General features: G+C 71.5%; 20 protein-coding genes and 1 pseudogene. 11 read left to right on the top strand and 10 right to left on the bottom strand.

Annotation, left to right across the window (positions count from 1 at the left end):
* Window positions 1-31: 31 nt before the first annotated feature.
* The gene (locus IW245_RS35220) at window positions 32-262 is read left to right on the top strand and encodes a hypothetical protein (protein WP_197007418.1); all 231 of its coding nucleotides are present in this window, start codon (window positions 32-34) and stop codon (window positions 260-262) included.
* Window positions 263-269: 7 nt separating this feature from the next.
* On the opposite strand, the gene IW245_RS35215 is transcribed toward IW245_RS35220, so the two are convergent.
* On the bottom strand, window positions 270-1,748 hold the full coding sequence (locus IW245_RS35215; RefSeq protein WP_197007417.1) for a sensor histidine kinase: 1,479 nt from the start codon (window positions 1,746-1,748) through the stop codon (window positions 270-272).
* A 119-nt stretch (window positions 1,749-1,867) separates the two neighbouring features.
* Entirely contained in the window at window positions 1,868-2,533 is a 666-nt protein-coding gene (locus IW245_RS35210; protein ID WP_197007416.1) for a DUF2786 domain-containing protein, read from the bottom strand.
* 63 nt (window positions 2,534-2,596) lie between these two features.
* On the opposite strand from IW245_RS35210, the gene IW245_RS35205 reads away from it, so the two are divergent.
* Both IW245_RS35205 and IW245_RS35200 read left to right on the top strand, forming a co-directional pair.
* Window positions 2,597-2,950: a type II toxin-antitoxin system RelE/ParE family toxin gene (locus IW245_RS35205; protein ID WP_197007415.1), complete on the top strand. Its 354-nt coding sequence runs from the start codon at window positions 2,597-2,599 to the stop codon at window positions 2,948-2,950.
* Window positions 2,947-3,246: a helix-turn-helix domain-containing protein gene (locus IW245_RS35200; RefSeq protein ID WP_197007414.1), complete on the top strand. Its 300-nt coding sequence runs from the start codon at window positions 2,947-2,949 to the stop codon at window positions 3,244-3,246. The genes IW245_RS35205 and IW245_RS35200 overlap by 4 nt, the downstream gene beginning before the upstream one ends.
* Window positions 3,247-3,283: 37 nt before the next feature.
* Here IW245_RS35200 and IW245_RS35195 read toward each other — a convergent pair whose 3' ends face one another.
* Window positions 3,284-3,694: a YccF domain-containing protein gene (locus IW245_RS35195; RefSeq protein ID WP_197007413.1), complete on the bottom strand. Its 411-nt coding sequence runs from the start codon at window positions 3,692-3,694 to the stop codon at window positions 3,284-3,286.
* Between the two features lie 95 nt (window positions 3,695-3,789).
* Between IW245_RS35195 and IW245_RS35190 the strand changes: the two genes are divergently transcribed.
* Window positions 3,790-4,059: a protease inhibitor I42 family protein gene (locus IW245_RS35190; RefSeq protein WP_197007412.1), complete on the top strand. Its 270-nt coding sequence runs from the start codon at window positions 3,790-3,792 to the stop codon at window positions 4,057-4,059.
* 121 nt (window positions 4,060-4,180) lie between these two features.
* Here IW245_RS35190 and IW245_RS35185 read toward each other — a convergent pair whose 3' ends face one another.
* Entirely contained in the window at window positions 4,181-4,972 is a 792-nt protein-coding gene (locus IW245_RS35185; protein WP_197007411.1) for an ABC transporter ATP-binding protein, read from the bottom strand.
* A 150-nt stretch (window positions 4,973-5,122) separates the two neighbouring features.
* Between IW245_RS35185 and IW245_RS35180 the strand changes: the two genes are divergently transcribed.
* A complete protein-coding gene (locus IW245_RS35180) occupies window positions 5,123-6,055 on the top strand; it encodes an ABC transporter ATP-binding protein (RefSeq protein ID WP_197007410.1) in 933 nt (310 codons plus the stop codon).
* Entirely contained in the window at window positions 6,052-7,008 is a 957-nt protein-coding gene (locus IW245_RS35175; protein ID WP_197007409.1) for a DUF2705 family protein, read from the top strand. The genes IW245_RS35180 and IW245_RS35175 overlap by 4 nt, the downstream gene beginning before the upstream one ends.
* A gap of 99 nt (window positions 7,009-7,107) precedes the next feature.
* On the opposite strand, the gene IW245_RS35170 is transcribed toward IW245_RS35175, so the two are convergent.
* Window positions 7,108-8,193 (bottom strand): ROK family transcriptional regulator, encoded by a 1,086-nt coding sequence (locus IW245_RS35170; RefSeq protein WP_197007408.1) that lies wholly within the window; start codon window positions 8,191-8,193, stop codon window positions 7,108-7,110.
* A gap of 102 nt (window positions 8,194-8,295) precedes the next feature.
* On the opposite strand from IW245_RS35170, the gene IW245_RS35165 reads away from it, so the two are divergent.
* From IW245_RS35165 to IW245_RS35150, 4 genes are all read left to right on the top strand, one after another.
* Window positions 8,296-9,762 (top strand): glycoside hydrolase family 3 protein, encoded by a 1,467-nt coding sequence (locus tag IW245_RS35165; protein WP_197007407.1) that lies wholly within the window; start codon window positions 8,296-8,298, stop codon window positions 9,760-9,762.
* 236 nt (window positions 9,763-9,998) lie between these two features.
* Entirely contained in the window at window positions 9,999-11,102 is a 1,104-nt protein-coding gene (locus tag IW245_RS35160; RefSeq protein WP_197007406.1) for a TIGR03364 family FAD-dependent oxidoreductase, read from the top strand.
* 2 nt (window positions 11,103-11,104) lie between these two features.
* Entirely contained in the window at window positions 11,105-11,746 is a 642-nt protein-coding gene (locus IW245_RS35155; RefSeq protein ID WP_197007405.1) for a phosphonatase-like hydrolase, read from the top strand.
* Between the two features lie 284 nt (window positions 11,747-12,030).
* Window positions 12,031-12,606, top strand: coding sequence for a DUF2199 domain-containing protein (locus IW245_RS35150; RefSeq protein ID WP_197007404.1), 576 nt, complete (start codon window positions 12,031-12,033; stop codon window positions 12,604-12,606).
* On the opposite strand, the gene IW245_RS35145 is transcribed toward IW245_RS35150, so the two are convergent.
* The 5 genes and pseudogenes from IW245_RS35145 to icmA all read right to left on the bottom strand — a co-directional run bounded on the left by IW245_RS35145 (window position 12,603) and on the right by icmA (window position 22,456).
* Complete coding sequence (locus IW245_RS35145; RefSeq protein ID WP_197007403.1) at window positions 12,603-13,364, bottom strand: hypothetical protein; 762 nt, start codon at window positions 13,362-13,364, stop codon at window positions 12,603-12,605. The genes IW245_RS35150 and IW245_RS35145 overlap by 4 nt on opposite strands.
* 303 nt (window positions 13,365-13,667) lie before the next feature.
* Window positions 13,668-18,656: an NAD-glutamate dehydrogenase gene (locus IW245_RS35140; protein WP_197007402.1), complete on the bottom strand. Its 4,989-nt coding sequence runs from the start codon at window positions 18,654-18,656 to the stop codon at window positions 13,668-13,670.
* Window positions 18,657-18,778: 122 nt separating this feature from the next.
* A pseudogene (locus IW245_RS35135) lies at window positions 18,779-19,837 on the bottom strand (arginase family protein); the annotation flags it as partial.
* An 11-nt stretch (window positions 19,838-19,848) separates the two neighbouring features.
* A complete protein-coding gene (locus tag IW245_RS35130; RefSeq protein WP_231399040.1) occupies window positions 19,849-20,769 on the bottom strand; it encodes a tetratricopeptide repeat protein in 921 nt (306 codons plus the stop codon).
* Window positions 20,770-20,782: 13 nt separating this feature from the next.
* Complete coding sequence (gene icmA, locus IW245_RS35125; protein ID WP_197007400.1) at window positions 20,783-22,456, bottom strand: coenzyme B12-dependent isobutyryl-CoA mutase large subunit; 1,674 nt, start codon at window positions 22,454-22,456, stop codon at window positions 20,783-20,785.
* 120 nt (window positions 22,457-22,576) lie between these two features.
* On the opposite strand from icmA, the gene IW245_RS35120 reads away from it, so the two are divergent.
* Entirely contained in the window at window positions 22,577-23,251 is a 675-nt protein-coding gene (locus tag IW245_RS35120; protein WP_231399039.1) for an Asp23/Gls24 family envelope stress response protein, read from the top strand.
* Window positions 23,252-23,330 lie beyond the last annotated feature (79 nt).

Genomic DNA, 23,330 nt, shown 5'->3' with positions numbered 1-23,330 from the left:
TGGGCGTAACTGCGAGTGAGGAGTTGGGTCCATGGCAGACAGTGAACTGAGCCGCGAGGAGTACCTGGCCGAGGCACGGGAACGCCGCGACGTCCAGGCGGAGATCTGGCTGGACGAACACGCCAAATGGCTGGTGTACCTGTGTGTGGAGTGCCGGAAGCCGTGGCCGTGCGAGTGGGTGACTACGGCGGAGCGGTTCCTGGGGCAGGCCCCTCGCAGAAGTGCCGATAGTGCCGGGGAGGCCCCGACTCGTAACATATGAAAGGTTTTTAGCGGCGGCTCAGGGGGACTACGACGACGGCTTCCATGCCCGAGTCGACCCGGTTACGGAGCTCGATCGTGCCGCGCAGCTCGCCCGTGGCCAGGGTGCGGACGATCTGCAGGCCCAGGCGCTTGCTGGCGTCCAGGTTGAAGTCGGCCGGCAGGCCCTGGCCCGAATCGGACACCGTGACGTGGAGTTGGCGGCGCCAGCGGTGCGCGGAGATGACGACCTCGCCCTGTTCGGCGGGGCCGTAGGCGTGCTCGACGGCGTTCTGGAGGAGTTCGTTGAGGACCATGACCAGCGGGGTGGCGATCTCGGCGGACAGCACGCCGAACGTGCCCTCCCGGCGCAGCGTCACCCGGCTCTCGGCGACCGACACCTCGGCGGCCATCGACGCGACCCGGTCCACGATCGTGTCGAACTCGACGGTCTCGTCGGAGGCCATCGACAGGGTCTCGTGCACGAGCGCGATCGACGCGACGCGGCGCACCGACTCCTCCAGCGCCAGCTTGGCCTGCGGGGAGTCCACCCGGCGGGCCTGGAGGCGCAGCAGCGCGGCCACGGTCTGCAGGTTGTTTTTCACCCGGTGGTGGATCTCGCGGATCGTGGCGTCCTTGGTGACCAGGGCGCGGTCCCTTCGGCGGACCTCGGTGATGTCCCGGCACAGGACGACCGCGCCGATCGGGTGGCCGCCCGGCAGCAGCGGCAGCGCCCGGAGCAGCAGGGTCGCGCCCCGGCCGTCGAGCTCCTTGCGGGCCGGGGACTCGCCGCGCAGCGCCGCGAAGATCCGTTCCACGGCCTCGCCGCCCTCGAGAGGGTCGTCGGCGAGCCTGCCGGTCAGGGCCGCGAGATCCTCGCCGGTGAGATGGGAGGGAAAACCCAGTCTGCGGTACGCCGACTGCGCGTTCGGGCTCGCGTAGACCACCTTGCCGTCCGCGTCCAGGCGGATCAGACCGTCGCCCACCCGGGGCGCGCTCGTCGTCTCGCCCGGGCGGTGCTCCGGCGGGAACGTGCCGTCCGCGACCATCTGGGTCAGGTCGTCGGCCGTGGTCAGGTAGTTGAGCTCCAGCTGGCTCGGGGTCCTGGCCGTCGACAGGTTCGTGTCCCGGCCGAGCAGGGCGATGACCCTCTGGCTGTCCGGGGTTCGCACCGGGATGGCCTCGCGGCGGGCCGGCGTGTCCCCGTACCAGACCGGGTCGCCCTCCCGCCAGATCCGGCCCTCCTCCAGCGCGACGGCGAGGTGCGCGACGTCCGGGCCGCCGAGGACGTGCCCGACCTGGTCGTCGAGGTACGCGGTCGGGGCCGTTGTCGGACGCACCTGGGCGACACACCGGAACTCGCCGTTCTCCACCGGCACCCACATCAGCAGGTCGGCGAACGACAGGTCCGACAGGAGCTGCCAGTCACCGGCGAGGCGGTGCAGGTGGTCGATGTCGGGCTGTTCGAGGTCGGCGTGCTCCTCGACGAGATCTCTGAGGGTGGACACGGTCCTACCCTACGGCCCCGGTCCGGGGGCCGGGAGCTGTCAGTGACCAGGGTCAACGGGTGGGACGTCCCGGCGGGCCGGGCTCGCGTGGCCCGGGGCCAGGGCTCGGCCCGGGGCGGTCAGCGGCCGTCGACCCCGCGCCGGCCCCGCAGCGAAGCCTGCTCGGCCGCGAGAGACCCGGAGTTCCACCCCTCGCGGCTCGGCACCGACACCGGCACGCTCTCCACCTCGGGGAACAGCTTGTCCGCCGCCGCCTTGACCTCGACCTCCCGGGAGGCCAGCACCGGCAGCAGGTCCTCCGGGGTCACCTCCCCGGAGACGGCGTCGAGGCGGGCGCCGATCCGGTCGGCGTACGCGATCAGGAACGACTCCCGGAACGCGGGGGTGTCGGCGCGGCCGTACCGGGCCCGGGTGCGGGCTTCGCGGATCATCGCCTTGGTGGCCTGGATCAGCACCGACTGGTACAGCACCTCGACCGCGTCGAGGTCGGCCGGGAAGCCGAACACCGTCGCGTACGCCCCCTCGCGCGACCACACGGCCCGGCACCGGTTCGCGCCGGCCACGGCGTCGAGGAGCATGGCCTTGGCCCCGTCGTGCGGCGGGGGGACAGCGACCCGGCGGTGGGTCGGGCCGGTGTCCGCGCCCGGGCCGAGGTCGTCGATGCCGTGCCGGGCCATCAGCTCCTGGGCCTTGGCTGTGAGGGCGTCGGCCTCCTCGGGGAAGGTGGTGGACTCGGCCTTGCGGAGCAGGGCCCGCACCCGGTCGAGCATCCGCTGTTCAGCCACGCACCCAGCCTATCGAGGTGCGGGTCACCGGGCCGCGTGCGGGATTGATATAGCATCGATGCTATGAGCTGGGGTACCGTGGAGCTTGAGCCCGAAGTCCGGCAATGGCTGGAAGGACTGCCCACCGCACTGTTCGCCCGGGCCGCGTTCTACGTCGATCTGCTGGCGGAGAACGGCCCTCTACTCAGTGAGCCCTACACGAAACAGCTGGATGGAAAGCTTCGGGAACTACGATTCCACCTGGAGCGCGACGCGGTCCGGGTGACCTACTGGATCGCATCGGACCGCAGAATCATCCTGCTGACGGTCTTCCGCAAGACCCAGCCCCGGGAGGACCGGGAAGTCGAACGGGCCAGGCGGGCGTTGAGCAGGTGTCTCAACGAGGAGCACACGGTGGACGAGGAGGAGCGGACATGACCGAACGGTCCGACTGGGCGACCCTGCGAGACCAGCGGCTCGCCGAGCCCGGGGCCTCCGACGCCTACGAGGCCACCCGGCTCGCCTTCGAACTCGGGCGCGCGGTGCGCGAACTCCGTGAGCGGCTCGGGTGGACCCAGACGCGGTTGGCCGAGGCATCCGGGATGACGCAGTCCGCCGTAGCGCGATTCGAGGCCGGCGGCACCACGCCCACGCTGGCGGTGCTGGAACGGCTGGCGCGGGCGCTCGGAGTCGATCTCTCCGTCGAATTCCGGCCCCGGAGTTCGGCTGCGTGACACGGTCGCCGGCGTCAACCGCCGGCCCGACGTCCGTCTAGGGGATGTCGACGATCTGTCGACCCAGCGGGGTCAGCGACACCGGGATCAGCTTGAGGTGCGCGATCCCGAACGGGATCCCGATGATCGTGACGCACAGCCCGACCGCCGTGACCAGGTGCCCGAGCGCCAGCCACCACCCTGCGACCACGAACCACAGGATGTTCCCGAGCGAGGACATCGCCCCGTGCCCGGGGTCGCGGACGAGGGTCCGGCCGAAGGGCCACAGCGCGTAGTTCGCCATCCGGAACGACGCGATCCCGAAGGGGATGGTGACGACGAGGAGGTAGCAGATGAGGCCCGCCACCGCGTAGCCGAGCGCGATGAAGAATCCGCCGAAGACCAGCCACAACACGTTCAGTATGAATCGCACCTCCCAAGCGTGCCGGGCTCCTGGCACGCCCGACATCAGGGATCACCCTGACCCGGCCCCCATACTGGGAACGGGGTCACCGGAAGGCGGTCGTCGTGGTGCGGATCAGCGTGGAACACAACGGTGGTTCGGTGGCGGTGTCACCGGAGCAGACCGTGGAGGTGGTGCTCCCCGAACGGGGCGGCACCGGCTACCGCTGGGAACTCGAGCCCCTGCCCGCCGGGGTGAAGCTGGTCTCCGACCGGGTCGAGCCGGGAGCGCTGCCGGGAGCGCCCGGGCACCGGGTCTTCACGCTGTGCGCGTCGCTCACCGCGGACAGCCATGTGCGCGCCCGGCTGCGGCGGAGCTGGGAGCCGGTGGAGCTGACCGCCGACCGGTTCAGCATCCGCCTCGTCCGCTAACGCGGACAGATCACACCCATTCGACGGCTACGGTGGAGCCTCGCCGACAGCGCCGGCACCCTGCGAGGGACGACCCGGCCGGACCCGCCGTGCACAGCCCCGCCCAGCGGGGTGAAGCGGCCTACAGCGCCCGTGCCGTGTACCGGCCCTGGCGCAGTTCCACGGTCAACGGCAGCCCGAACGTCGCGCTCAGGGTCACGCTGTTGATCACGTCGCCGATCAGCCCCTGCGCGACGACCCCGCCGTCCCGCAGCAGCAGCGCGTGCGTGAACCCCGGCGGGATCTCCTCGACGTGGTGGGTGACGAGGACCATCGCCGGGGCCTCCGGGTCGAAGGCCAGCTCGGCGAGGCGGCGGACCAGGTCCTCGCGCCCGCCCAGGTCCAGCCCGGCCGCCGGCTCGTCGAGCAGCAGCAGCTCCGGGTCGACCATGAGCGCCCGGGCGATCTGGACCCGCTTGCGCTCGCCCTCCGACAGGGTGCCGTACTGCCGGTCGGCGAGGTGCGCGACGCCCAGCTGTTCGAGGAGGACCCGGGCCCGGATGTCGTCCATGGTCTCGTAGTCCTCGCGGAACCGGCCGACGACGTCCCACGCGGCGGTGACGACGACGTTGTGCACGGTCTCGTGCACCGGGATCCGGTCGGCGAGCGCGGCGCTGGTCAGGCCGACCCTGGTCCGCAGCTCGGCGAGGTCGACGGCGCCCAGCTTCTCGCCGAGCACATGGGCCGATCCGGAGCTCGGGTGCAGCCGGCCGCCGGCCAGCCGGAGGAGAGTGGTCTTGCCGGCACCGTTGGGGCCGAGCACCACCCAGCGTTCGTCCAGCTCCACCTGCCAGTCGATGTCGGCGACGAGGCGGGTGTCGCCCCGGGTGACCGTGACGGCGGCGAGGTCAACAACGGTGTCGGCATGTGGCACGTCACCATCCAACCACGAGTGCCCGCACGCGTTGTCCCGACGTACTGTGGTGCGGCACACGTTCCGCCGCGCGCCGGCCACGGTTGTCGCGCGTAGCGCCACGGATGTGGGTCCGGGCCGGAGAGGGCGCGACGGTGCAGGAGGGAAGCCATGGCCGCGGTCATCGAGATCGAGGGACTGAGAAAGACGTACAAGGGCCTGTTCGGGGGTGAGCACCGCGCGCTCGACGGGCTGGACCTGAGCGTCACCGCCGGGCAGGTGCACGGCTTCCTCGGCCCGAACGGCTCGGGCAAGACCACCACGCTGCGGACCCTGCTGGGGCTGATCCGGGCCGACGCCGGCCGGATGGTGCTGCTGGGCCGGGAGGTGCCGGCCGCGCTGCCGCAGGTGATGGACTCGATCGGCGCGATCGTGGAGAGCCCGCAGTTCTTCGGCAACTTCTCCGGGCGCAAGACGCTGACCCTGCTGGCCCAGGCGGGCGGGGTGCCGCTGTCCCGGGTGGACGCGGTGCTGGAGCTCGTCGGGCTGACCGACCGGGCCCGCGACCGGGTCAAGGGCTACTCCCTCGGCATGCGCCAGCGGCTCGCGGTCGCCTCGGCGCTGCTCAAGGAGCCGAAGCTGCTGATCCTGGACGAGCCGGCGAACGGGCTGGACCCGGCCGGGATCCGGGAAATGCGGGATCTGATGCGCGACCTGGCCGCTGACGGCGTGACGGTCGTGCTGTCCAGCCACATCCTCGGCGAGGTGCAGCAGATCTGCGACTCGGTGACCATCGTCGCCAAGGGCCGGGCGATCGTGTCCGGGCCGGTCGAGCACGTGCTGGCGTCCCAGGACCGGGGGGAGTACAGGGTGCGGGTCGACCAGCCGTTGCTCGCCGCCGAGATCCTGACCGAGGCGGGCGCGCAGGTGGACGTACACGAAGACGGGTTCGTTGTTCGTGATCTGGTCGATCCGTCGTGGATCACCCGGACGCTCGCGGCCCGGGAGCTGTTCGTCGCGGAGCTCGTGCCGCTGCGCCCCGACCTGGAGAGCGTGTTCCTGACCCTGACCGACAGCGTGGACCAGCAGGTGGGCGTCCGATGAACCTTCTCAAGGCCGAGTGGAACCGACTGGCCAGCCGCCGGTTCACCAGGCTGACCCTGCTGCTCCTGGTCGCTGGCCTGCTGCTCATCGCCGCCGGCTTGTTCTTCAGCCACCACAGGCTGACCGATGCCGACTGGGCGCAGGCGCGCGAGCGGGCCGCCGCGAGCACCGCCGAGATGCGGGCGCAGTGCACGCAGGGCGGCGTCCAGAACGACGCCTGCGACACCAAGATCGAGGCGGCGGACCCGCGGTGGTTCCTGCCGGCGACGTTCGACTTCAAGGGGTACGCCGAACCGCTGGTCATGGTGTTCGGCGGCCTGCTGTGCCTGTACGCCTTCCTGGTCGGCTCCTCCTTCATCGGCGCGGAGTGGTCCAGCGGCGGAGTGGCGAACCTGCTGCTGTGGCGGCCCCGGCGCGCGCCCACCCTGCTCGGCAAGTACGTCGCGCTGATCACCGGGTTGACCGGCGTCTTCGTGGTGCTGGGCGCGGCGTGGGCCGGGATCATGGTGCTGTTGGCCCAGTTCGGGGGCACCTTCGACGGGGTCACCCCGGGGTTCGTCGCCTCGATCGCGCTCACCGGGCTGCGGATGCTCGTCCTGACCCTGCTGATCGGGACGGTCGCGTTCGCCGTGGCGTCGATCGGGCGGCGGACGGCGGCGGCCCTGGGCGCGGCGATCGGCGTGATCCTGGTCGGCGAGGTCGGGGTCCGGATCCTGTTCGAGGGCCTGTTCACCGTGTCGCGGTACGAGCGGTTCGTGCCGTCCAGCTACGCGGGCGCGTGGGTGGGCAAAGAGATGCGGTTCATGGATGTCGCCGGGTGCCGGGGCGGCGGGTCCTGCGTGCCGGTGGAGTGGACGTTGACCATGAACGACTCGGCGGTCGTGTTCGCGGTGGTGCTGGTGGTGACGCTGGGCGCGGCGTTCTGGACGTTCACCCGCCGCGACGTGACCTGACCCCGCCGGGCGTGACCTGACGGGGACCCCGGGCCCGGGCCGCTCCGCGGCTGGCGCCGGGCCTGGCGGGGCGCACACTCAGGCGCGCCCCGCCACCGGTCAGGACTCGAACAGTTCCTCGCGCGCGGCGTCCACAGCCGTCAGCAGCGCCCCGTTGAGCACCGGGTCGGTGTCGACCTCGGCCAGCACCACCTTCGGCCGGATGATCGGCGCGAGCGCGTGCACCTCGCGCTCGACCCGCTCCGCCAGGTCCTGGCCGCCCTCGCGGGCGACGGAGCCGGCGAGTACCACGAGACTGGGGTCGAGGACCACGCACGCGCCCGCGACGCCGAGCGCGAGCCGGCGGGCCATCTCGTCGGAGTCGGTGACCAGCGCGACGGCCTCGGCCCCCATCACCTTCTGGAACGAGCCCTGCTCGCGGGGCGACGCTCCGGTCGGCAGCTCCCCGCCGGGGACCGGGAGGTAGCCGATCTCGCCGGCCGCGCCGGTGACGCCGCGGTGCAGCCGACCGTTGATCATCGAGGCCATGCCGACGCCCCGGTCCACCCAGATCAGGACGAAGTCATCCACGCCGACCGCCGCGCCCTGCCGGGACTCGGCGACGGCCGCGAGGTTCACGTCGTTCTCGAACACGACGGGCACACCGAGGTCCTCGCGGAGCGCGCCGAGCAGGCCCTGGTGCCAGTGCGGCAGGTCCCACGCGAACGACAGGTCGCCGGTGGCGGGGTCGACGAGGCCCGGGGTGCCCAGCACGACCCGCTTCAGCCTCGACAGCGGGGCTGAGCCGAGGGCCCGGGTCACGGCGGTGTGCACGACGCCCACCGGGTCGTCGGAGTCGTGGGTCGACATCGCGACCTGACCGACGATCTTGCCGGTGATGTCGGCGGCGGCGGCCTGCACCCGGGTGGGGCCGACGTCGACGCCGACGACGTACGCCGAGTCGGCGACCAGGGCGTAGAGCAGCGCGTTCGGGCCCCTGCCGCCGGCCTGGGAGCCGACGTGGGTCACCAGTCCCCGCTGCTCGAGGCGCTCGACGAGCTGGGACGCCGTGACCTTGGATAGACCTGTAAACTCTCCTAACTGAGCCCGGGTCAGCGGGCCGTGCGCAAGGAGCAGTTCGAGTGCGGCTCGATCGTTGAGCGCGCGCAGCAGCCGGGGCGTGCCGGGGCGGCGGCCTGGACTCATACTGATATTGTCCTCTAGTCTTTAGGAAAGTTTCCTATTAGATTTCCGCACCGTGAGAATATGGACAGCTTACGGTGAGCCAGCGAAAGGACACCCCAGGGCATGACCGACCCGACGCTCCGCCGGCTCGCCCTCAGCACCATGCTGCCCGCCTTCCCGGGAACGACCGCTCCCCCCTGGGCAATCAGACTGCTCAAAGAGGGCTTGGCTGGGTATACCCTCTTCGGCTATAACATCGTGGACCGTGCCCAACTCGCCACACTGGTCACCCAGCTCCGGGACGCCAACCCCGACGTGATCCTGGCCCTGGACGAGGAGGGCGGCGACGTCACCCGGCTGTCGTACCACGAGGGCAGCCCCTACCCGGGCAACGCCGCCCTCGGCGCGGCCGACGACCCGGAGCTGACCCGGGCGACGTACCGGGGCATCGGTCTCGAACTCGCCACGGTCGGCATCAACGTCGACTTCGCGCCCACTGTGGACGTCAATACCGCCGACGAGAACCCGGTGATCGGGACCCGCTCGTTCGGCGCGGACCCGGAGCTGGTGTCCCGGCACACCGCCGCGGCGATCGACGGGCTGCAGTCCGCCGGGGTGGCCGGCTGCGCCAAGCACTTCCCGGGCCACGGGGCCACGGTCAGCGACTCGCACCTCGAACTCCCGACCATCACCGACTCGCTCGCCGTGATGCGCGGCCGGGACCTGCCGCCGTTCCAGGCGGCGATCGACGCCGGCGTCCGCATGATCATGACCGCGCACATCCGGGTGCCGGAGCTGACCGGCGACGCCCCCGCCACCGCCAGCGGCCGGGTCCTCACCGACCTGCTGCGCGGCGAGCTGGGCTTCACCGGCGCGGTCGTCACCGACGCCCTGGAGATGCGGGGCGCGAGCGGCGCGATCGGCCAGCCGGAGGCCGCCGTCCGCGCGCTGCTCGCCGGCGCGGACCTGCTGTGCCTGGGCTCCGACATCAACGAGGCGCTCTGCGAGTCCATCGTCGACGGGATCGTCTTCGCCGCCCGGGGCGGCCGGCTGCCGGTCGCCCGGCTCGAGGAGGCCGTCGCGCGCGGCGCCGCCTCGGTCGCCGACCTCAAGCCGGTGGCCGCCGAGAGCGCCGAGGCCGTCCGGGACGCGATCCGGGTCGCCGCCCGGCGCGCGGTGCGGGTCGAGGGCCTGCTGCCACCCCTGAAGGAGCCGCTGCTCGTGCAGCTGGGTTCGGAGTCCAACATCGCGGTCGGCACGGTCCCGTGGGGGCTGCCGCTCGACGGCGAACTGGTCACGGTCGCGATCTCCCAGAACGGCTCCCCGTACCTCGGGCCGTCCGCCGCGGACCTGTCCGCCGTGGCCGGCGACCGCGACATCGTGGTCGTCGGGCGGGACACCCACCGGTTCCCCCAGGCCCGTGCGCTGATCGAGGCCCTCGCGGCCCGGCACCCGGCGGTCGTGGTGGTCGAGATGGGCTGGCCGTCCGCCTGGCGCCCCGCCGGCGTCTCCGCCTTCGTGACCACGCACGGCGCGAGCCGCGCGAACGGCGAGGCCGCGGCCGAGATCCTGTCCTCGACCACCCGCTGAGCGCTGACCCGGATCCCGGGCCTGCCGCGCCCCGTCGGTGATCAACTACGCGCTCCTGCGGTTTCAGGCCCCGGAAAACCGCACCGAGGGTGTACTTGATCACCGGGAACGGGCTAGGATCCGGATTGGTCTAGACCAATTCTCGGGCGAACTTCACCCGGCGGACACCTCCGCGCCGGCCAGCGGCCACCCGGCCCGGACAGCCTGACGGTCGACAAGATCGTGAGGAGTTGCGAGTGCGGATCGTCATCGTCGGCGGCGGCGTCCTGGGCACCATGCACGCGTGGTGGGCCATCGAGCGCGGCCATCAGGTCGTACACCTGGAAAGGGAGGCGGAGGCGCGCGGCGCCTCCGTCCGGAACTTCGGCCTGGTCTGGGTCAGCGGCCGGCTGGACGGCCCCGACGTCGAGACGGCGTTGCGGGCCCGGGAACTGTGGGAGGGGATCGGCGCGGCCGTGCCCGGCGTCGGCTTCCGGCCGGCGGGATCGCTGACGATCTGCCGGACCGAGGCCGAGGTCGAGGTCGCCGAGGGTGCCCTACGCGAGGCCTCGGCGGGGGTACGGGGCCTGCGGCTCCTCAGCCGCGCCGACGCCCGGGCGCTCAACCCGGCGCTCGGCGGCGAGTTCCTCGCGGCCCTGCACTGCGAGCGCGACGCGGCCGTGGAGTCCCGGGTCGCCCTGCCGGCGCTGCGCGCGCACATGGCGCGGTCCGGCCGGTACACGTGGCTGCCCGGTCGGGAGGTGCGCGACGTGGCCACCGGCAGCGTCCGCGACGACCACGGGGACACCCACGAGGCCGACCAGGTGGTCCTCGCGACCGGCGCGTGGCTCGGCGGCCTGGTCCGCGAGCTGGCCCCTTCGCTGCCCATTCGCAAGGTCCGGCTCCAGATGGCGCAGACCGCCCCGCTGGACCAGCCGCTGACCACGGCCGTCGCGGACGGCGACAGCTTCCGGTACTACCCCTTCTTCCGCTCCGAGGGCCTCACCGAGCCCCAGGCGCCCATCGCGGCGGAGCACAAGATGCAGCTCCTGATGGTGCAGCGGCTCGACGGGGGGCTGACGATCGGGGACACCCACGAGTACGAGCACCCGTTCGGGTTCGACGTGGTGGAGCCGCCGTACGACCACCTCACCGAGGTGGCCTCGGCCATCCTGGGCCGCCCCCTGCCGCGGATCGTCCGCCGGTGGGCCGGCGTGTACGCCCAGTGCCTGGACCCGAAGGCCGTCCTGCACCGGTCGCAGCCCCTGCCGGGCGTGTGGCTGGTGACCGGCCCCGGAGGCCGGGGCATGACCGGATCCCCCGCGATGGCGGAGCAGACAGCGGAAGAGGCGGGGTGGTGACCATGATCGACCTTGTGGTGCTGGACATGGCCGGAACGACGATCGCGGACGACGGGCTCGTGATCGAGGCGTTCCAGGCCGCCCTCCCCGGACACACCGAGGACCAGCTCGACTACGTCCAGCGCACGATGGGCGAGTCCAAGATCTCGGTGTTCCGGGCGATGCTCGGCGAGGAGGCCGCGGCCCAGCGGGCCAACCTCGCGTTCGAGGAGGCCTACGGCACCCTCGTGCGGGCCGGGCGCGCCGCCCCCATCGCCGGGGCCGCCAACACGATCGCCGAACTCCGCGAGGCGGGGATCAGGGTCGCGCTGACCACCGGCTTCGCCAGGACCACCGCGGACGCCCTGCTCGCGGCCCTCGGCTGGCAGGACATCGCGGACCTGACCCTGACGCCGGCCGAGGCGGGGCGGGGGCGGCCGTACCCGGATCTCGTGCTGACCGCGCTGCTCCGGCTGCAGGTGGACGACGTGCGGGCGGTGGCCGTCGTCGGCGACACGTCCTCGGACGTGCTGACCGGGCTGAGGGCCGGGGCGTCCTTCGTAGGCGGGGTACTGACGGGGGCCCACGACGCGGAGACCCTCCGGACCGCCGGGGCGACCCACATCCTCAACTCGGTCCGCGAGCTGCCGGACCTGTTGCTCTGACCGGCTGAGGCTCCACGCGCGGCCCGGACGAGGCTCCGGGCCGCGGCTCTGACCCGGATGACGCTTCGCATCAGGCTCCGGGTCGAACGGACTCCGCGTCAGGACCGCGCGGACCTGTCGGGCGCCGCGTTCTCGCGCCCGGTGAGCGGGCCGGGCGCGCTGGTCGCCGCGCCCCGCGACGGGCGGCGGTCCGAACACGTGCCTGGACCTGACGGCACGGGACAGCGGGACCCGCACAGCCGCACTATCGTGATCGGTCGAGCACCCGGCAGACAGGGGCGACCATGAGCGAGAACGAACACAGTTGCTACCGCTGCGGCGACGACCTGCCCGGTCACGCGCGGGCCTGGGACTACCTCCTGCCCGACCCCGTCGCGCTGCTGTCCGACGAGGAGCAGGACCGGCTGATCGGGGTCAGGACGGAGCAGGTCGTCACCGCGAGCGGCGTCGGCAACTTCATCCGGGTGATCCTGCCGGTGCCGTTGGACACCGGACACACGGCGACCTTCGGCGTCTGGCTGTGCGTGACCAGCAGGCCCGAGTGGCAGGCGGTGATCGGCGCGGCGCGGGCCGGCGGCGAGACGTGGTCGGGTTACACGTTCAGCGGTCGGCTGGCGACCGCCGTGGCACCGTGGCCGGAGGTGTTCGGGGCCAGGGCGACCGCCGTCGCACCGGGGCCGGGTCTGGTCGCCCAGATCAGGCGCAGCGACGAGAGGCGGCTCGCCCGGGTGCTGACCCAGGTGTGGCCGGACAGCGAGATCCTGGCGGCGCGGGAGCGGGGACACGTGCCCGGCGTGATGACCGGGGATCGGCCGCGATGGCGGGACTGGTGGCGGCGGGGCCGCCGGAAGACGCACTAGCCGTGGCGGCCGGAGATCAGTTCCTGGACGTAGATCTTCGCCTTGATCACCGGATGTCGGTAGCGGCGTTCCCTGCGGATGGCCCTGGCCATCTTCCGCGAGTCCGCCGGGTACCGCCAGTGCGCCCACGGCGACGACGGCCGGGCGAGCCGGATCGCGCCGAAGATGAGCAGCACCGGCATGAAGATCCCGACCAGCCCGGTCCAGATCTTGCCCTTGAGCAGGGTCAGCACGGCGAGCAGCCCGTTGACCAGCAGGGTGAACACCACCACGGCCCGGGTGCCGTTCCGGCTGACCGCGCCGTCGTCGTTGTAGACCGTCACGTCCTCCAGGCCGAACGGCTTCACGCCGAGCAGCAGGAGGCCGGTGAGCGCGACGGCGACGAACACCGCGTCGACGGAGGTGCGGCCCTGTTCGCCCCAGTACACGTCCTTGAGGTGCAGGATCAGGGCGAACTCGTCGAGGACCAGGGCCGTGCCGATCCCGAACAGCGACGCCGACCCGGCCAGCCAGATGGTCTTCTCGTCGGAGATCGAGATGCCGGCGACCCCGCCGACGATCATGAACACGACGCCGAAGACGACGTGGTGGATGTGCAGCCCGCCGGGAGTGACGTTGCCCGGCCACCACTTCACCTGGGCCCGGATCATCCGGACGGACAGCCGGATGAACGAGAACGCGAGCACCAGGCACGCGAAGAAGCAGAACAGGGGCAGGCGCCCGGTCTCGATGATCCGATGGTTGAACCAGTGCCCCATCGCCCCATCCTCCGCCGAGCCTGTGCCGCCGTCCCGCATTATCCGGCGTTTTGATCGCCGGGTACGTGGCGCGCGGATGGCCTTTCCCCGACAGTAGACGCGGAAAGGGACACTCCGTGGTCAGGTGCCATTTCCGGTCACCGTGTCACCCCGGTGGACGGGACCGACCGAATCCCGTCAACGCGCCGCACCCCGCTGGGCGGGGCTGGTCGGCTCTCGATCCGTGCCTCCCGATCGGCGCCTCACCCCGGTGGGTGGGACCGACCCAGCAGGATCGGTCCCCTCCGTAACCGTATGGTGGTTTTATGCCGCCGAGGTCCGGACCAGCGTGCGGATCTGGCGGAGCAGGACGGACAGCGCCGCCAGGTCGGCCCGGGAGTCGTCGAACTCCCCGATCGCGTTGCGGGCCCGCGCGATGGACGCCGCGTTGACCTGCTCCCACACGTCGACCCGCTCCTCGGGGCTGAGGTCGGACGTCGACGCCGAGAGGACCTCGGCGGTGAGCGCCGCCAGAGCCGCGTACAGGTCGTAGCGCAGGGCCATCCGGGCCAGGGTCTGCCAGGTGTCCGCCCGGGGCAGCTGCGAGATCTGGGTCAGCAGCGCATCGACCCGGAACCGCTCGGACAGCACGTAGTACACGCCCGCGACCTCGTCGAGCGCCGCGTTCTTGTTCGCGGCCACCTCGACGATGTCGATGACCCCGAAGCCGTAGATGAGCCGGGTGGCCCAGTCCGCCAGGTCCTCGGGGATGCCCTTGCCGTGCAACATCGTGGCGTGCGCCTTCAGCGCCTCCCGCTCGGCGCCCCGGAACAGGGTGGTGAGTTCCGGCAGGAGCTTGGCGACCCCGGGTTGGAGCCGGGCGATCTCCGCGGGCACGTCGAGCGGGACCCGGCGGTTCTGGACCAGCCAGCGCACCGCCCGGTCCATCAGCCGGCGGGCCTCGAGGAGCACGAGGGTCTGGGTGTCGGTCGGGACCTCGTTGTCGAGGGCCTCCACCGAGCGCCACAGTTCGCGCAGCCCGAACACCTCGCGGACCACGACGTACGCGCGCAGGACGTCGGCCGGGTCGGCCCCGGTCTCGGTCGCCGCCCGGAACACGAAGGAGATGCCGCCCCGGTTCACGACGTCGTTGACGAGGACCGTGGTGACGATCTCGCGACGGAGGGCGTGGTTGTGCATGTCCGCGGCGTACCGCTCGCGCAGCGGGGTTGGGAAGTACCCCGACAGCACGTCGGTGGTCCAGTCCTCGTCGGGCACGGCGGACGCCAGGATCTCGTCCTCCAGCACGATCTTGACGTAGGCCATCATGACGGCGAACTCCGGCGAGGTCAGCCCGAGGCCGGCGGCGTCGCGGGCGTCGAGCTCCTCCTCGCTGGGCAGCGCCTCCAGGTCCCGGTTGAGTCGGCCGGTGCGCTCCAGCTCGCTGATCAGCCGGCGGTGCACCGGCAGCAGCGAGTGCGACTGGGCCCGGGCGTTGCCGAGCGCCGTGGCCTGGCCGTAGTTGTCGGCGAGCACCAGCTCGGCGACCTCGTCGGTCATCTCGGCGAGCAGGACGTTGCGCTCGGCCAGGTCCAGCTCGGCGCGCTGCATGACCCCGTTGAGCAGGATCTTGATGTTGACCTCGTGGTCGGAGCAGTCGACGCCGGCCGAGTTGTCGATGGCGTCGGTGTTGATGTGCCCGCCCGCGCGGCTGTACTCGATCCGGCCGCGCTGGGTGCAGCCCAGGTTGCCGCCCTCGCCGACGACCTTGACCCGCAGGTCCCTGCCGTTGACCCGGATCGCGTCGTTGGCCTTGTCGCCGACGTCCGCGTGGCTCTCCAGCGAGGACTTGACGTAGGTGCCGATGCCGCCGTTCCAGAACAGGTCGACCGGGGCCTTGAGGATGGCCTTCATCAGCTCCGGCGGGGACAGCTCCGTGACGCTGTCGTCGATGCCCAGGGACGCCCGGACCTCAGGCGACAACGGGATCGACTTGAGCGTGCGGGGGTAGACCCCGCCGCCGGCCGAGATCAGCGACTTGTCGTAGTCGTCCCAGCTGCTGCGCGGGATGTCGAACATCCGCTGCCGCTCGGCGAAGGACGCCGCCGCGACCGGGTTCGGGTCGAGGAAGATGTGCCGGTGGTCGAATGCGGCCACGAGCCGGATGTGCTCGGACAGCAGCATGCCGTTGCCGAACACGTCGCCGGACATGTCGCCGACGCCGACGACCGTGAACTCCTCGGTCTGGGTGTCAACGCCCATTTCTCTGAAGTGCCGCTTGACCGACTCCCACGCGCCCTTGGCCGTGATGCCCATCTTCTTGTGGTCGTAGCCGGCCGAGCCGCCGGAGGCGAACGCGTCGCCGAGCCAGAAGCCGTACGCCTCGGAGATGCCGTTCGCGGTGTCCGAGAACGTCGCTGTGCCCTTGTCGGCCGCCACCACCAGGTACGGGTCGTCCCCGTCGTGCCGCACCACCTCGGCCGGCGGCACAATCTTGCCGGCGACCAGGTTGTCCGTGACGTCCAGCAGCGCGGAGATGAACAACTTGTAGCAGTCCACGCCCTCGGCGAAGAACGCGTCGCGGTCCGTGGCCGGCGGGGCCTGCTTCAGGACGAAGCCGCCCTTCGAGCCGACCGGCACGATGACGGCGTTCTTCACCATCTGCGCCTTGACCAGGCCCAGGATCTCGGTGCGGAAGTCCTCGCGGCGGTCCGACCAGCGCAGACCACCCCGGGCCACGGCGCCGAACCGCAGGTGCACGCCCTCGAAGCGCGGCGAGTACACCCAGATCTCGAACTTCGGCCGGGGCTGGGGCAGGTCCGGGATCGCCTCGGGGTTGAGCTTGAAGGCCATGTAGGACTTCGGCCGGCCGCCCGGGGAACGCTGGAAGAACGAGGTGCGCAGCGTCGCCTGGATCAGGGTGAGGAAACTGCGCAGGATCCGGTCCTGGTCGAGGCTGCCGACCTGGTCCAGCTCCGCCTTGAGCGCGACGACCAGCTCGTCGGCGTGCGCGGCGCGGGCCTCCTCGGTCAGCCCGAGGCGCGGGTCGAACCGGGTCTCGAACAACGCCACCAGCAGCGTCGCGACGCCCGGGTAGGCGATGAACGTCTCCTCCATGTACTCCTGGGAGAAGACCGTCCCGGCCTGCCGCAGGTACTTCGCGTACGCACGCAGCACCACGACCTGCCGCCAGCTCAGCCCGGCGCGCAGCACGAGCTGGTTGAGCCCGTCCACCTCGGCCTCGCCGTGCCAGGTGGCCGAGAAGGCGTTCTCCACCGTCGCCCGGATCTCCGGGGCCGGCGAGGAGTCCTCGGGCGCGACCAGGCCGAAGTCGTACAGGTAGACCGTGCCGTCGGAGCGGCGGATCTCGTACGGCCGCTCGTCGGTGACCTTGAAGCCGAGGGAGTGCAGCACGGGCAGCACGGCGGACAGCACCATCGGCTCGCCGTACCGGAACACCTTGAACCGCAGGTCCGCGTCGTTCTTGCGCCGGCGGAACAGGTGCAGGGCGAGCTCGCCCGGCTCGTCCACCAGCTCCAGCTTCGCGATGTCCTTCGCGGCCTCGGTCGGGGTGTGCTCGTCCTTGTAGGTCTGCGGGTACGCGTCGATGTACCGCGCGAACAGCCGCTTCTCCTGGTCCTCGCCGAGGTGCCGGTCGAGGACGAGCCGGAAGTCGTCGTCCCACAGCCGGGTGGCGTCGGACAGCTTCTCGCTGATCGCGTCGGTGTCGATCTCCCCGGGCGGGGCGTTCGGGTCGGTGCGCACGATGAAGTGCACCCGGGCCAGCGTCGACTCCGACACCCGCGTCGTGTAGTCCACCCCGATGCCGTTGAGCTCGTGCAGGAGGATCTCCTGCATCTTGAGCCGGTTGCCGGTGGTGAACCGGTCGCGCGGCAGGTAGACCATGCACGAGATGAACCGGCCGTAGGCGTCCTTGCGGACGAACAGCTTGAGCTGCCGACGACCGGCCAGGCGCAGGACGCCCATCGCGGTGTGGAACAGCTCGTCGGTGGAGATCTGGAACAACTCGTCGCGCGGGTAGGTCTCCAGGACCTCCATCAGGTCCTTGCCGGAGTGGCTGCGCGGGGACAGGCCCGAGCGGTCCAGCACCTCGTCGACCTTGCGCCGGATCACCGGCAGCTCCCGCACCGAGTGCAGGTACGCGCCCGAGCCGAACAGGCCCAGGAAGCGGCGCTCGCCGTTGACGACGCCGTTCGCGTCGAACGTCTTGATGCCGATGTAGTCCAGGTACGCGGTGCGGTGCACTGTCGCCCGGGAGTTGGCCTTCGTGATGATCAGCAGCCGCTGGTCGAGGGCCTTGGCGTACGCCTCCGGCGTCATCGACGACAGCGCGCGCGGCTGGGTGGAGTCCTGGCGCAGGATGCCGAGACCGGTACCGAGCTTGGCCTGCAGGTACTCCCCGTCGACCAGGTCGTACTCCCGGTAGCCCAGGAGGGTGAAGTTGTCCTGCGCCAGCCAGCGCAGCAGCTCCACGGTGTCGTTGATGTCCTTGTCGGGGACGGGCAGCTTCGCGCCGGACAGCTCGTCGGCCAGGCTCAGCGCCCGGTGCCGCAGCTTCGGCCAGTCCTCGTTGACCTCGCGCACGTCCGTGAGGACCCGCTGGATGGCGTTGCGCAGCGAGGTCTCCTGGGCCTCGTCGCGCACCCGGTCGACCTCGATCCGCATCCAGCTCTCGACGAGCTGGCCGTCACCGGCGTCGTCGGGGTCCACGGACGGGAACAGCGCCGTCAGCCGGCCGAGCGGTTCGCGGCTCACCACGACCTGCGGGTGGACCAGCAGGTGGATGCCCAGCCCCTCGCCGGCGAGGGCGGCGGTCACGCTGTCGACCAGGAACGGCATGTCGTCGGTCACGACGGTGACCGTGGTGTGCCCGTCGCTGGAGGTGCTGTCGACGTCGAGCTTCAGCTCGCCCGGCAGCCGCTGGGCCGCCAGGGTCTTGTGCTCGAGCGTGGCGCGCAGCATGTCCTGGGGGCTCTCGTCCACCAGCTCCTCGTCGGGGACGAGGCGCCAGTACAGCTCCGCCAGCTCTTGATCTTTCTCACCCGCCAACGCGCACGCATCGGCGATCAAACGATCGCGGTTCGGTACCGGCTCTGCGAGCTCGGCCTCGTCATCGACACCGATCCCAGACAGACTCTCTGTAATGTCTGTCACGGTCGCCGGACGCCGTTCCATATGGGTCCACTCCCCTTCGCCCACCGCGCTGTGTGCTGGGTCCCAGCCTATGCGCTGCCCGGTCCCAACTGAACGGCCAGTCGGGTTTGCTCCACCCGGCCGCCGCGTGCTGGCCATATGGCCGATGACACATCATGGCGTACCGGACAATCGCGCTGTCCCACCCCAGTGCAACGAGCACGGAGCGTGATTCGATCGCACTCCATGTGTGGTCACCCTGGGTAGCCAAGTCAGACCCCGAGCCCGTTCACCAGCAGCTGGACCAGCTCCTCGGCGTAGGTGCCGGTCGGGTCGTAGTCCGGGTCGAAGACGGAGATGTGCAGGCCCAGGCACTCCGGCGCGTCCGTCAGGCCCGCGATCAGCAGCTCCAGCTCCCCGTAGGCGATGCCGCCCGGGTCCGGGGCGTCCACGGCGGGCATCACCGAGGGGTCGAGGATGTCGACGTCCACGTGCACCCAGTAGCCGGCGCAGTCGGCGAGCACCTCCCGGGCCCACGCCGCGCTCCGGGACGCTCCTTCGGCGCGAAGCGCCGGCACCGTGCGGTGCTCGATCCCGGCCGCGCGGAGATCCATCCGGTGCTCGTCGTGCTGTCGGATGCCGAGCACCACCACGTCCTGGTCGTGCAGGTACGGCTTCAGGTCGTCGATGTCCGTCAACGCCAACTGGCCCCGCCCGGTGGCCAGCGCCAGGTTCTCCCCCGCCGCAGCCCCGACGAAGGGCGCGTTGCCCTCGTGCCGGAAGTCGGAGTGCCCGTCGAGGTACACCAGGCCGTAGCGGGGGCCCTCGGGCAGCTGGGGCGGGAGGACGGTGGCCCGCACGGCCGCCGCGACCTCCGCCGCGTACCGCTCCGGGTCGGTCTCCGCCTCCGCCACCCGCGCGGCCTCCCTGGCCGCGTGCGCCGCCTGTTCGGCGGCCAGGGACAGCGACCGGCGGCGCAGCGCCAGCGCCACCCCGAGGGTGATCGAGCAGTCCCCGCCGAGGACGACCGGGAAGTACTCCCGGTCCAGGAGGTCGCCGATCCGGGCGGCGAGCATCTTCGAGTACACCGCCACCGAGCCCGCCTGGGCCACCCCGTCCCCCGGCCGCCACTCCCCCGGGTCGTACCGGGGCGGGGTGACGCAGCCGGCGTCGTACGCCTTCAGCCGGTCCACGATCCGGGCGTCCCGCAGCGCGCCGGGAGCCTTGCCGCAGCCCGGGACCGACCCGATGGTCGGCGGGCGGAGGCCGAGGTTCGACGGCGCGTCGAGCACCGCGATCCTGCGCGCGGTGCTCGGGTCGTCCGAAGGGCCGGGGGGCATCGGGGTCCCGTCTAGAACAACGCGCTGGCCAGGGCCCGGCGCGCCTTCGCGACGACCGGGTCCTCGGGGGCCGCGAGGGCGAGGAGGGAGATCAGGTGCAGCCGGGCCTGGTCGCGCTCGGCCCCGGCGGTGCGCCGGACGAGCCCGACGAGCCGGTTGTAGCCCTGCTCGGCGTTTCCGGAGAGCACCTCGATGTCGGCGGCCAGGGTCTGGGCGGCCACGTCGTCGGGGTTCGCCTCGGCCGCTGCCAGGGCGGCGTTCGGGTCGACGCCGGCGATCCGACGGAGGAGTTCCACCTGGGCGAGCCCGGCCTGGGCCACCGCGTCCCCCGGGTTCTCCTTCAGGATCTCGCCGTACGCCGTCGCCGCGGCGTCCAGCTCGCCGTCCATCAGCGCGTCCTCCGCCGCCAGCAGGCGCGGGTCCTCCGGGGCCTCGGCCGGCTCCCCGCCCCCGGCCTTGATCACGGCGTCCACGAACTGCTTGAGCTGCGCGTTGTCGATCACGCCCTCGAAACCGGGGGTGGGCTGACCGCCGATCACGGCGTACACCGTGGGGACGCTCTGCACCCGGAAGGCCTGGGAGACCCGGGGCTCCTTCTCTGCGTCGACCCGGCCGAGCACGAACGCGCCCTCCGACTCGGTCGCCAGCCGTTCCAGCTCGGCACGCAGGTCGGCGGCCTCGGTCGCCCACTCGGTGCTGAACAGCAGGAGCACCGGAACGGTCAGTGACCGCTCCATCACCTCCTGGAACGACGCCTCGGTCACGTCGACGATCGCGCCGCCCGCCGGAGCGGGGGCCGGGGCCGGCGGAGCACCGGCAGCGGCGGCGGCTTCGGCCTTGGCCTGGGCCGCCGCCCGGTCCCGGATCGCGCCGAGGTCGACGGCGCCACGGGTGAACATCGATGGTGCGTTGCGCGGATCGAGCTGCTTCATGAGAGAAAGTCTGTCAGAAGCGGGCCGGCTCCCGGTACTCTCCCCACTCCGCCCTCAGCACGTCACAGATCTCGCCCAGGGTGGCCTCCGCTCGGCAGGCCTCCAGCATCGGCGGAACCATGTTCCCGTCGGTCCGCGCGACCGCCACCAGGTCGGCCAGCGCCGCATCGACCCGGGCGTGGTCCCGGCCGGCCTTACGCTCGGCCAGCAGGCGCTTCTGCTCGACCTCGACCTCGTGGGACACCCGGAGGATCTCCAGCTCGTGGCTGATCGTCTCGGTATGGCAGTTGACGCCGACGATCTTCTTGTCCCCGGACTCCAGAGCCTTCTGGAACACGAAGGCGCTCTCGGCGATCTCCGCCATGAAGTAGCCGTCCTCGATGCCCTTGAGCAGGCCCGTGGTGATCGTGCCGTCGCCGCCGATCTCCTTGATCTTGGCGAAGATCCGCTCGGCCTCGGCCTCGACCTGGTCGGTGAGCGCCTCGACGTACCACGAGCCGCCCAGCGGGTCGGCCACGTTCGTCAGGCCCATCTCCTCCATGAGGACCGCCTGGGTGCGCATCGCGATCTCCGCCGAGGAGTCCGTCGGCAGCGCCAGGGTCTCGTCCAGGGCGTTCGTGTGCAGCGAGTTGGTCCCGCCGAGGACGGCGGCGAGGGCCTCCACGGCCGTGCGGACCACGTTGTTGTACGGCTGCTGCGCCGTCAGCGACACGCCGGCCGTCTGGGTGTGGAACTTCAGCCAGAGCGCCTTCTCGCTGGTCGCGCCGTAGGTGTCCCGCAGCCAACGTGCCCAGATCCGCCGGGCGGCGCGGAACTTGGCGATCTCCTCGAAGAAGTCGAGGTGCGCGTCGAAGAAGAAGGACAGGCCCGGGGCGAACCGGTTGATGTCCATGCCGCGCGACAAGCCCAGCTCGACGTAGCCGAAGCCGTCCGCCAGGGTGTACGCCAGCTCCTGCGCGGCGGTCGCCCCGGCCTCGCGGATGTGGTACCCGGACACCGACAGCGGCTTGTACTTGGGGATCTCCGCCGCGCAGTACTCCATCAGGTCGCCGATCAGGCGCAGGTGCGGCTGGGGCGGGAACAGCCACTCCTTCTGCGCGATGTACTCCTTGAAGATGTCCGTCTGCAGCGTGCCGTCCAGCCCGTGGATGTCCACACCCTGCCGCTCGGCCGCGACCAGGTACATACAGAACACCGGGACGGCCGGGCCGGAGATCGTCATCGACGTCGTGATGTCGCCCAGCGGGATGCCCTTGAACAGGGTCTCCATGTCGGCGGCGGAGTCGATCGCCACCCCGCAGTGCCCGACCTCGCCGAGCGACTTCGGGTCGTCGGAGTCGCGGCCCATCAGGGTCGGCATGTCGAACGCGACGGACAGGCCGCCGGTGCCCGAGTTGAGCAGCAGGTGGTAGCGCTCGTTGGTCTGCTGGGCGTTGCCGAAGCCGGCGAACTGCCGGATCGTCCACGTCCGGCCCCGGTAACCGGTCGGGTAGAGACCGCGGGTGTAGGGGAACTCGCCCGGCCAGCCGATCCGCTCGAACCCGGGGTAGTCGATCCCCTCCGGCGGCCCGTAGACGGGCTCGACGGTCTCCCCCGACAACGTGGTGAAGTCCGCGTCGCGGACCCTCGACTTCTCGTACCGCTCCTGCCACCGGGCCCGGCCTGCGGCGATCTGCTCGGCGTCCACGACATCCCCCTGGGTTTGGGTCTGTTGCCATCCAGGCGCGGTGGCGCCCCGCCCCGATAGTAGGCCGGCCACCTTAACGATCGCTAGGGAGGGGTTGACCGCGCGGATAGGCTGCGAACTATGACGGAGCAGCCCGACGCGCCGGCCCCCCGCCTGAGTGGTTACGTCGCGATGCCGGAGGAGTACACCCCGGCGCACACCAACAACTACCCGGTCGGATACGTGCCGCCGGTGGTCGTGGAACCGCCGACAGGACAGCACTCCCTCAGCGCCTTTCGCCGCGCCGAGCAGGTCGAACAGATCCCGGAACAGCGGATGGAGCCGACCCGCGCCGAGCCGGCCCGCGCCGAACGGCGGGCCGTCGCCGACACCCCGGAGCGTCGGGCCGGCGGGGCGCCGGACCGGCGGGCGACCGCGGAGATCCCCGCGAGCAGAGGCGTGACCCGGGTGGCCGACGAGGTCGTGGAGAAGGTCGCGGCGATCGCGGCCCGTGAGGTCGAGGGCGTGCACGACCTCGGCGGGGACGTGTCGCGGATGTTCCAGTCGGTCCGCGAGCGGATCGGGCTGGGCGCCGCGGACGCCTCGGCGACCCGTGGGGTGTCCGTCGAGCTGACCGGCGGGCAGGCGGAGGTGCGGCTGACCCTGGTCGTGGAGTACGGGCACGTGGTGCTGACCGTGTGCGACGCCGTGCGGGCCAATGTCATCGAGGCGGTCGAGCGGATGCTGGGTGTGGGGGTGTCCGAGGTGAACATCCTCGTGGACGACATCCACACGCCGGAGCTGCCCCAGAGGTGAGCCGGGCGGCCCGCGGAGCGGGCCGTGCCCGGGCGGGGCTCCGGACTGACCGGCGCGTGCCGGGTCGGGCCCCGCCGTA

Origin of the sequence: Longispora fulva (assembly GCF_015751905.1) — a bacterium.
Taxonomy (GTDB): domain Bacteria; phylum Actinomycetota; class Actinomycetes; order Mycobacteriales; family Micromonosporaceae; genus Longispora; species Longispora fulva.
Note: the sequence above shows the minus strand (reverse complement) of the source record. Positions and strands in the feature narration are given on the sequence as shown.

Excerpts from the sequence above, each read along its gene's own strand:
- IW245_RS35220 (WP_197007418.1), top strand. The coding sequence starts at position 32 with ATGGCAGACAGTGAACTGAGCCGCGAGGAGTACCTGGCCGAGGCACGG.
- IW245_RS35205 (WP_197007415.1), top strand. The coding sequence starts at position 2,597 with ATGAGCTGGGGTACCGTGGAGCTTGAGCCCGAAGTCCGGCAATGGCTG.
- IW245_RS35200 (WP_197007414.1), top strand. The coding sequence starts at position 2,947 with ATGACCGAACGGTCCGACTGGGCGACCCTGCGAGACCAGCGGCTCGCC.
- IW245_RS35195 (WP_197007413.1), bottom strand. The coding sequence starts at position 3,694 with ATGTCGGGCGTGCCAGGAGCCCGGCACGCTTGGGAGGTGCGATTCATA.
- IW245_RS35180 (WP_197007410.1), top strand. The coding sequence starts at position 5,123 with ATGGCCGCGGTCATCGAGATCGAGGGACTGAGAAAGACGTACAAGGGC.
- IW245_RS35175 (WP_197007409.1), top strand. The coding sequence starts at position 6,052 with ATGAACCTTCTCAAGGCCGAGTGGAACCGACTGGCCAGCCGCCGGTTC.
- IW245_RS35170 (WP_197007408.1), bottom strand. The coding sequence starts at position 8,193 with ATGAGTCCAGGCCGCCGCCCCGGCACGCCCCGGCTGCTGCGCGCGCTC.
- IW245_RS35165 (WP_197007407.1), top strand. The coding sequence starts at position 8,296 with ATGACCGACCCGACGCTCCGCCGGCTCGCCCTCAGCACCATGCTGCCC.
- IW245_RS35155 (WP_197007405.1), top strand. The coding sequence starts at position 11,105 with ATGATCGACCTTGTGGTGCTGGACATGGCCGGAACGACGATCGCGGAC.
- IW245_RS35150 (WP_197007404.1), top strand. The coding sequence starts at position 12,031 with ATGAGCGAGAACGAACACAGTTGCTACCGCTGCGGCGACGACCTGCCC.
- IW245_RS35145 (WP_197007403.1), bottom strand. The coding sequence starts at position 13,364 with ATGGGGCACTGGTTCAACCATCGGATCATCGAGACCGGGCGCCTGCCC.
- IW245_RS35140 (WP_197007402.1), bottom strand. The coding sequence starts at position 18,656 with ATGGCCAGCACGCGGCGGCCGGGTGGAGCAAACCCGACTGGCCGTTCA.
- IW245_RS35130 (WP_231399040.1), bottom strand. The coding sequence starts at position 20,769 with ATGAAGCAGCTCGATCCGCGCAACGCACCATCGATGTTCACCCGTGGC.
- IW245_RS35120 (WP_231399039.1), top strand. The coding sequence starts at position 22,577 with ATGACGGAGCAGCCCGACGCGCCGGCCCCCCGCCTGAGTGGTTACGTC.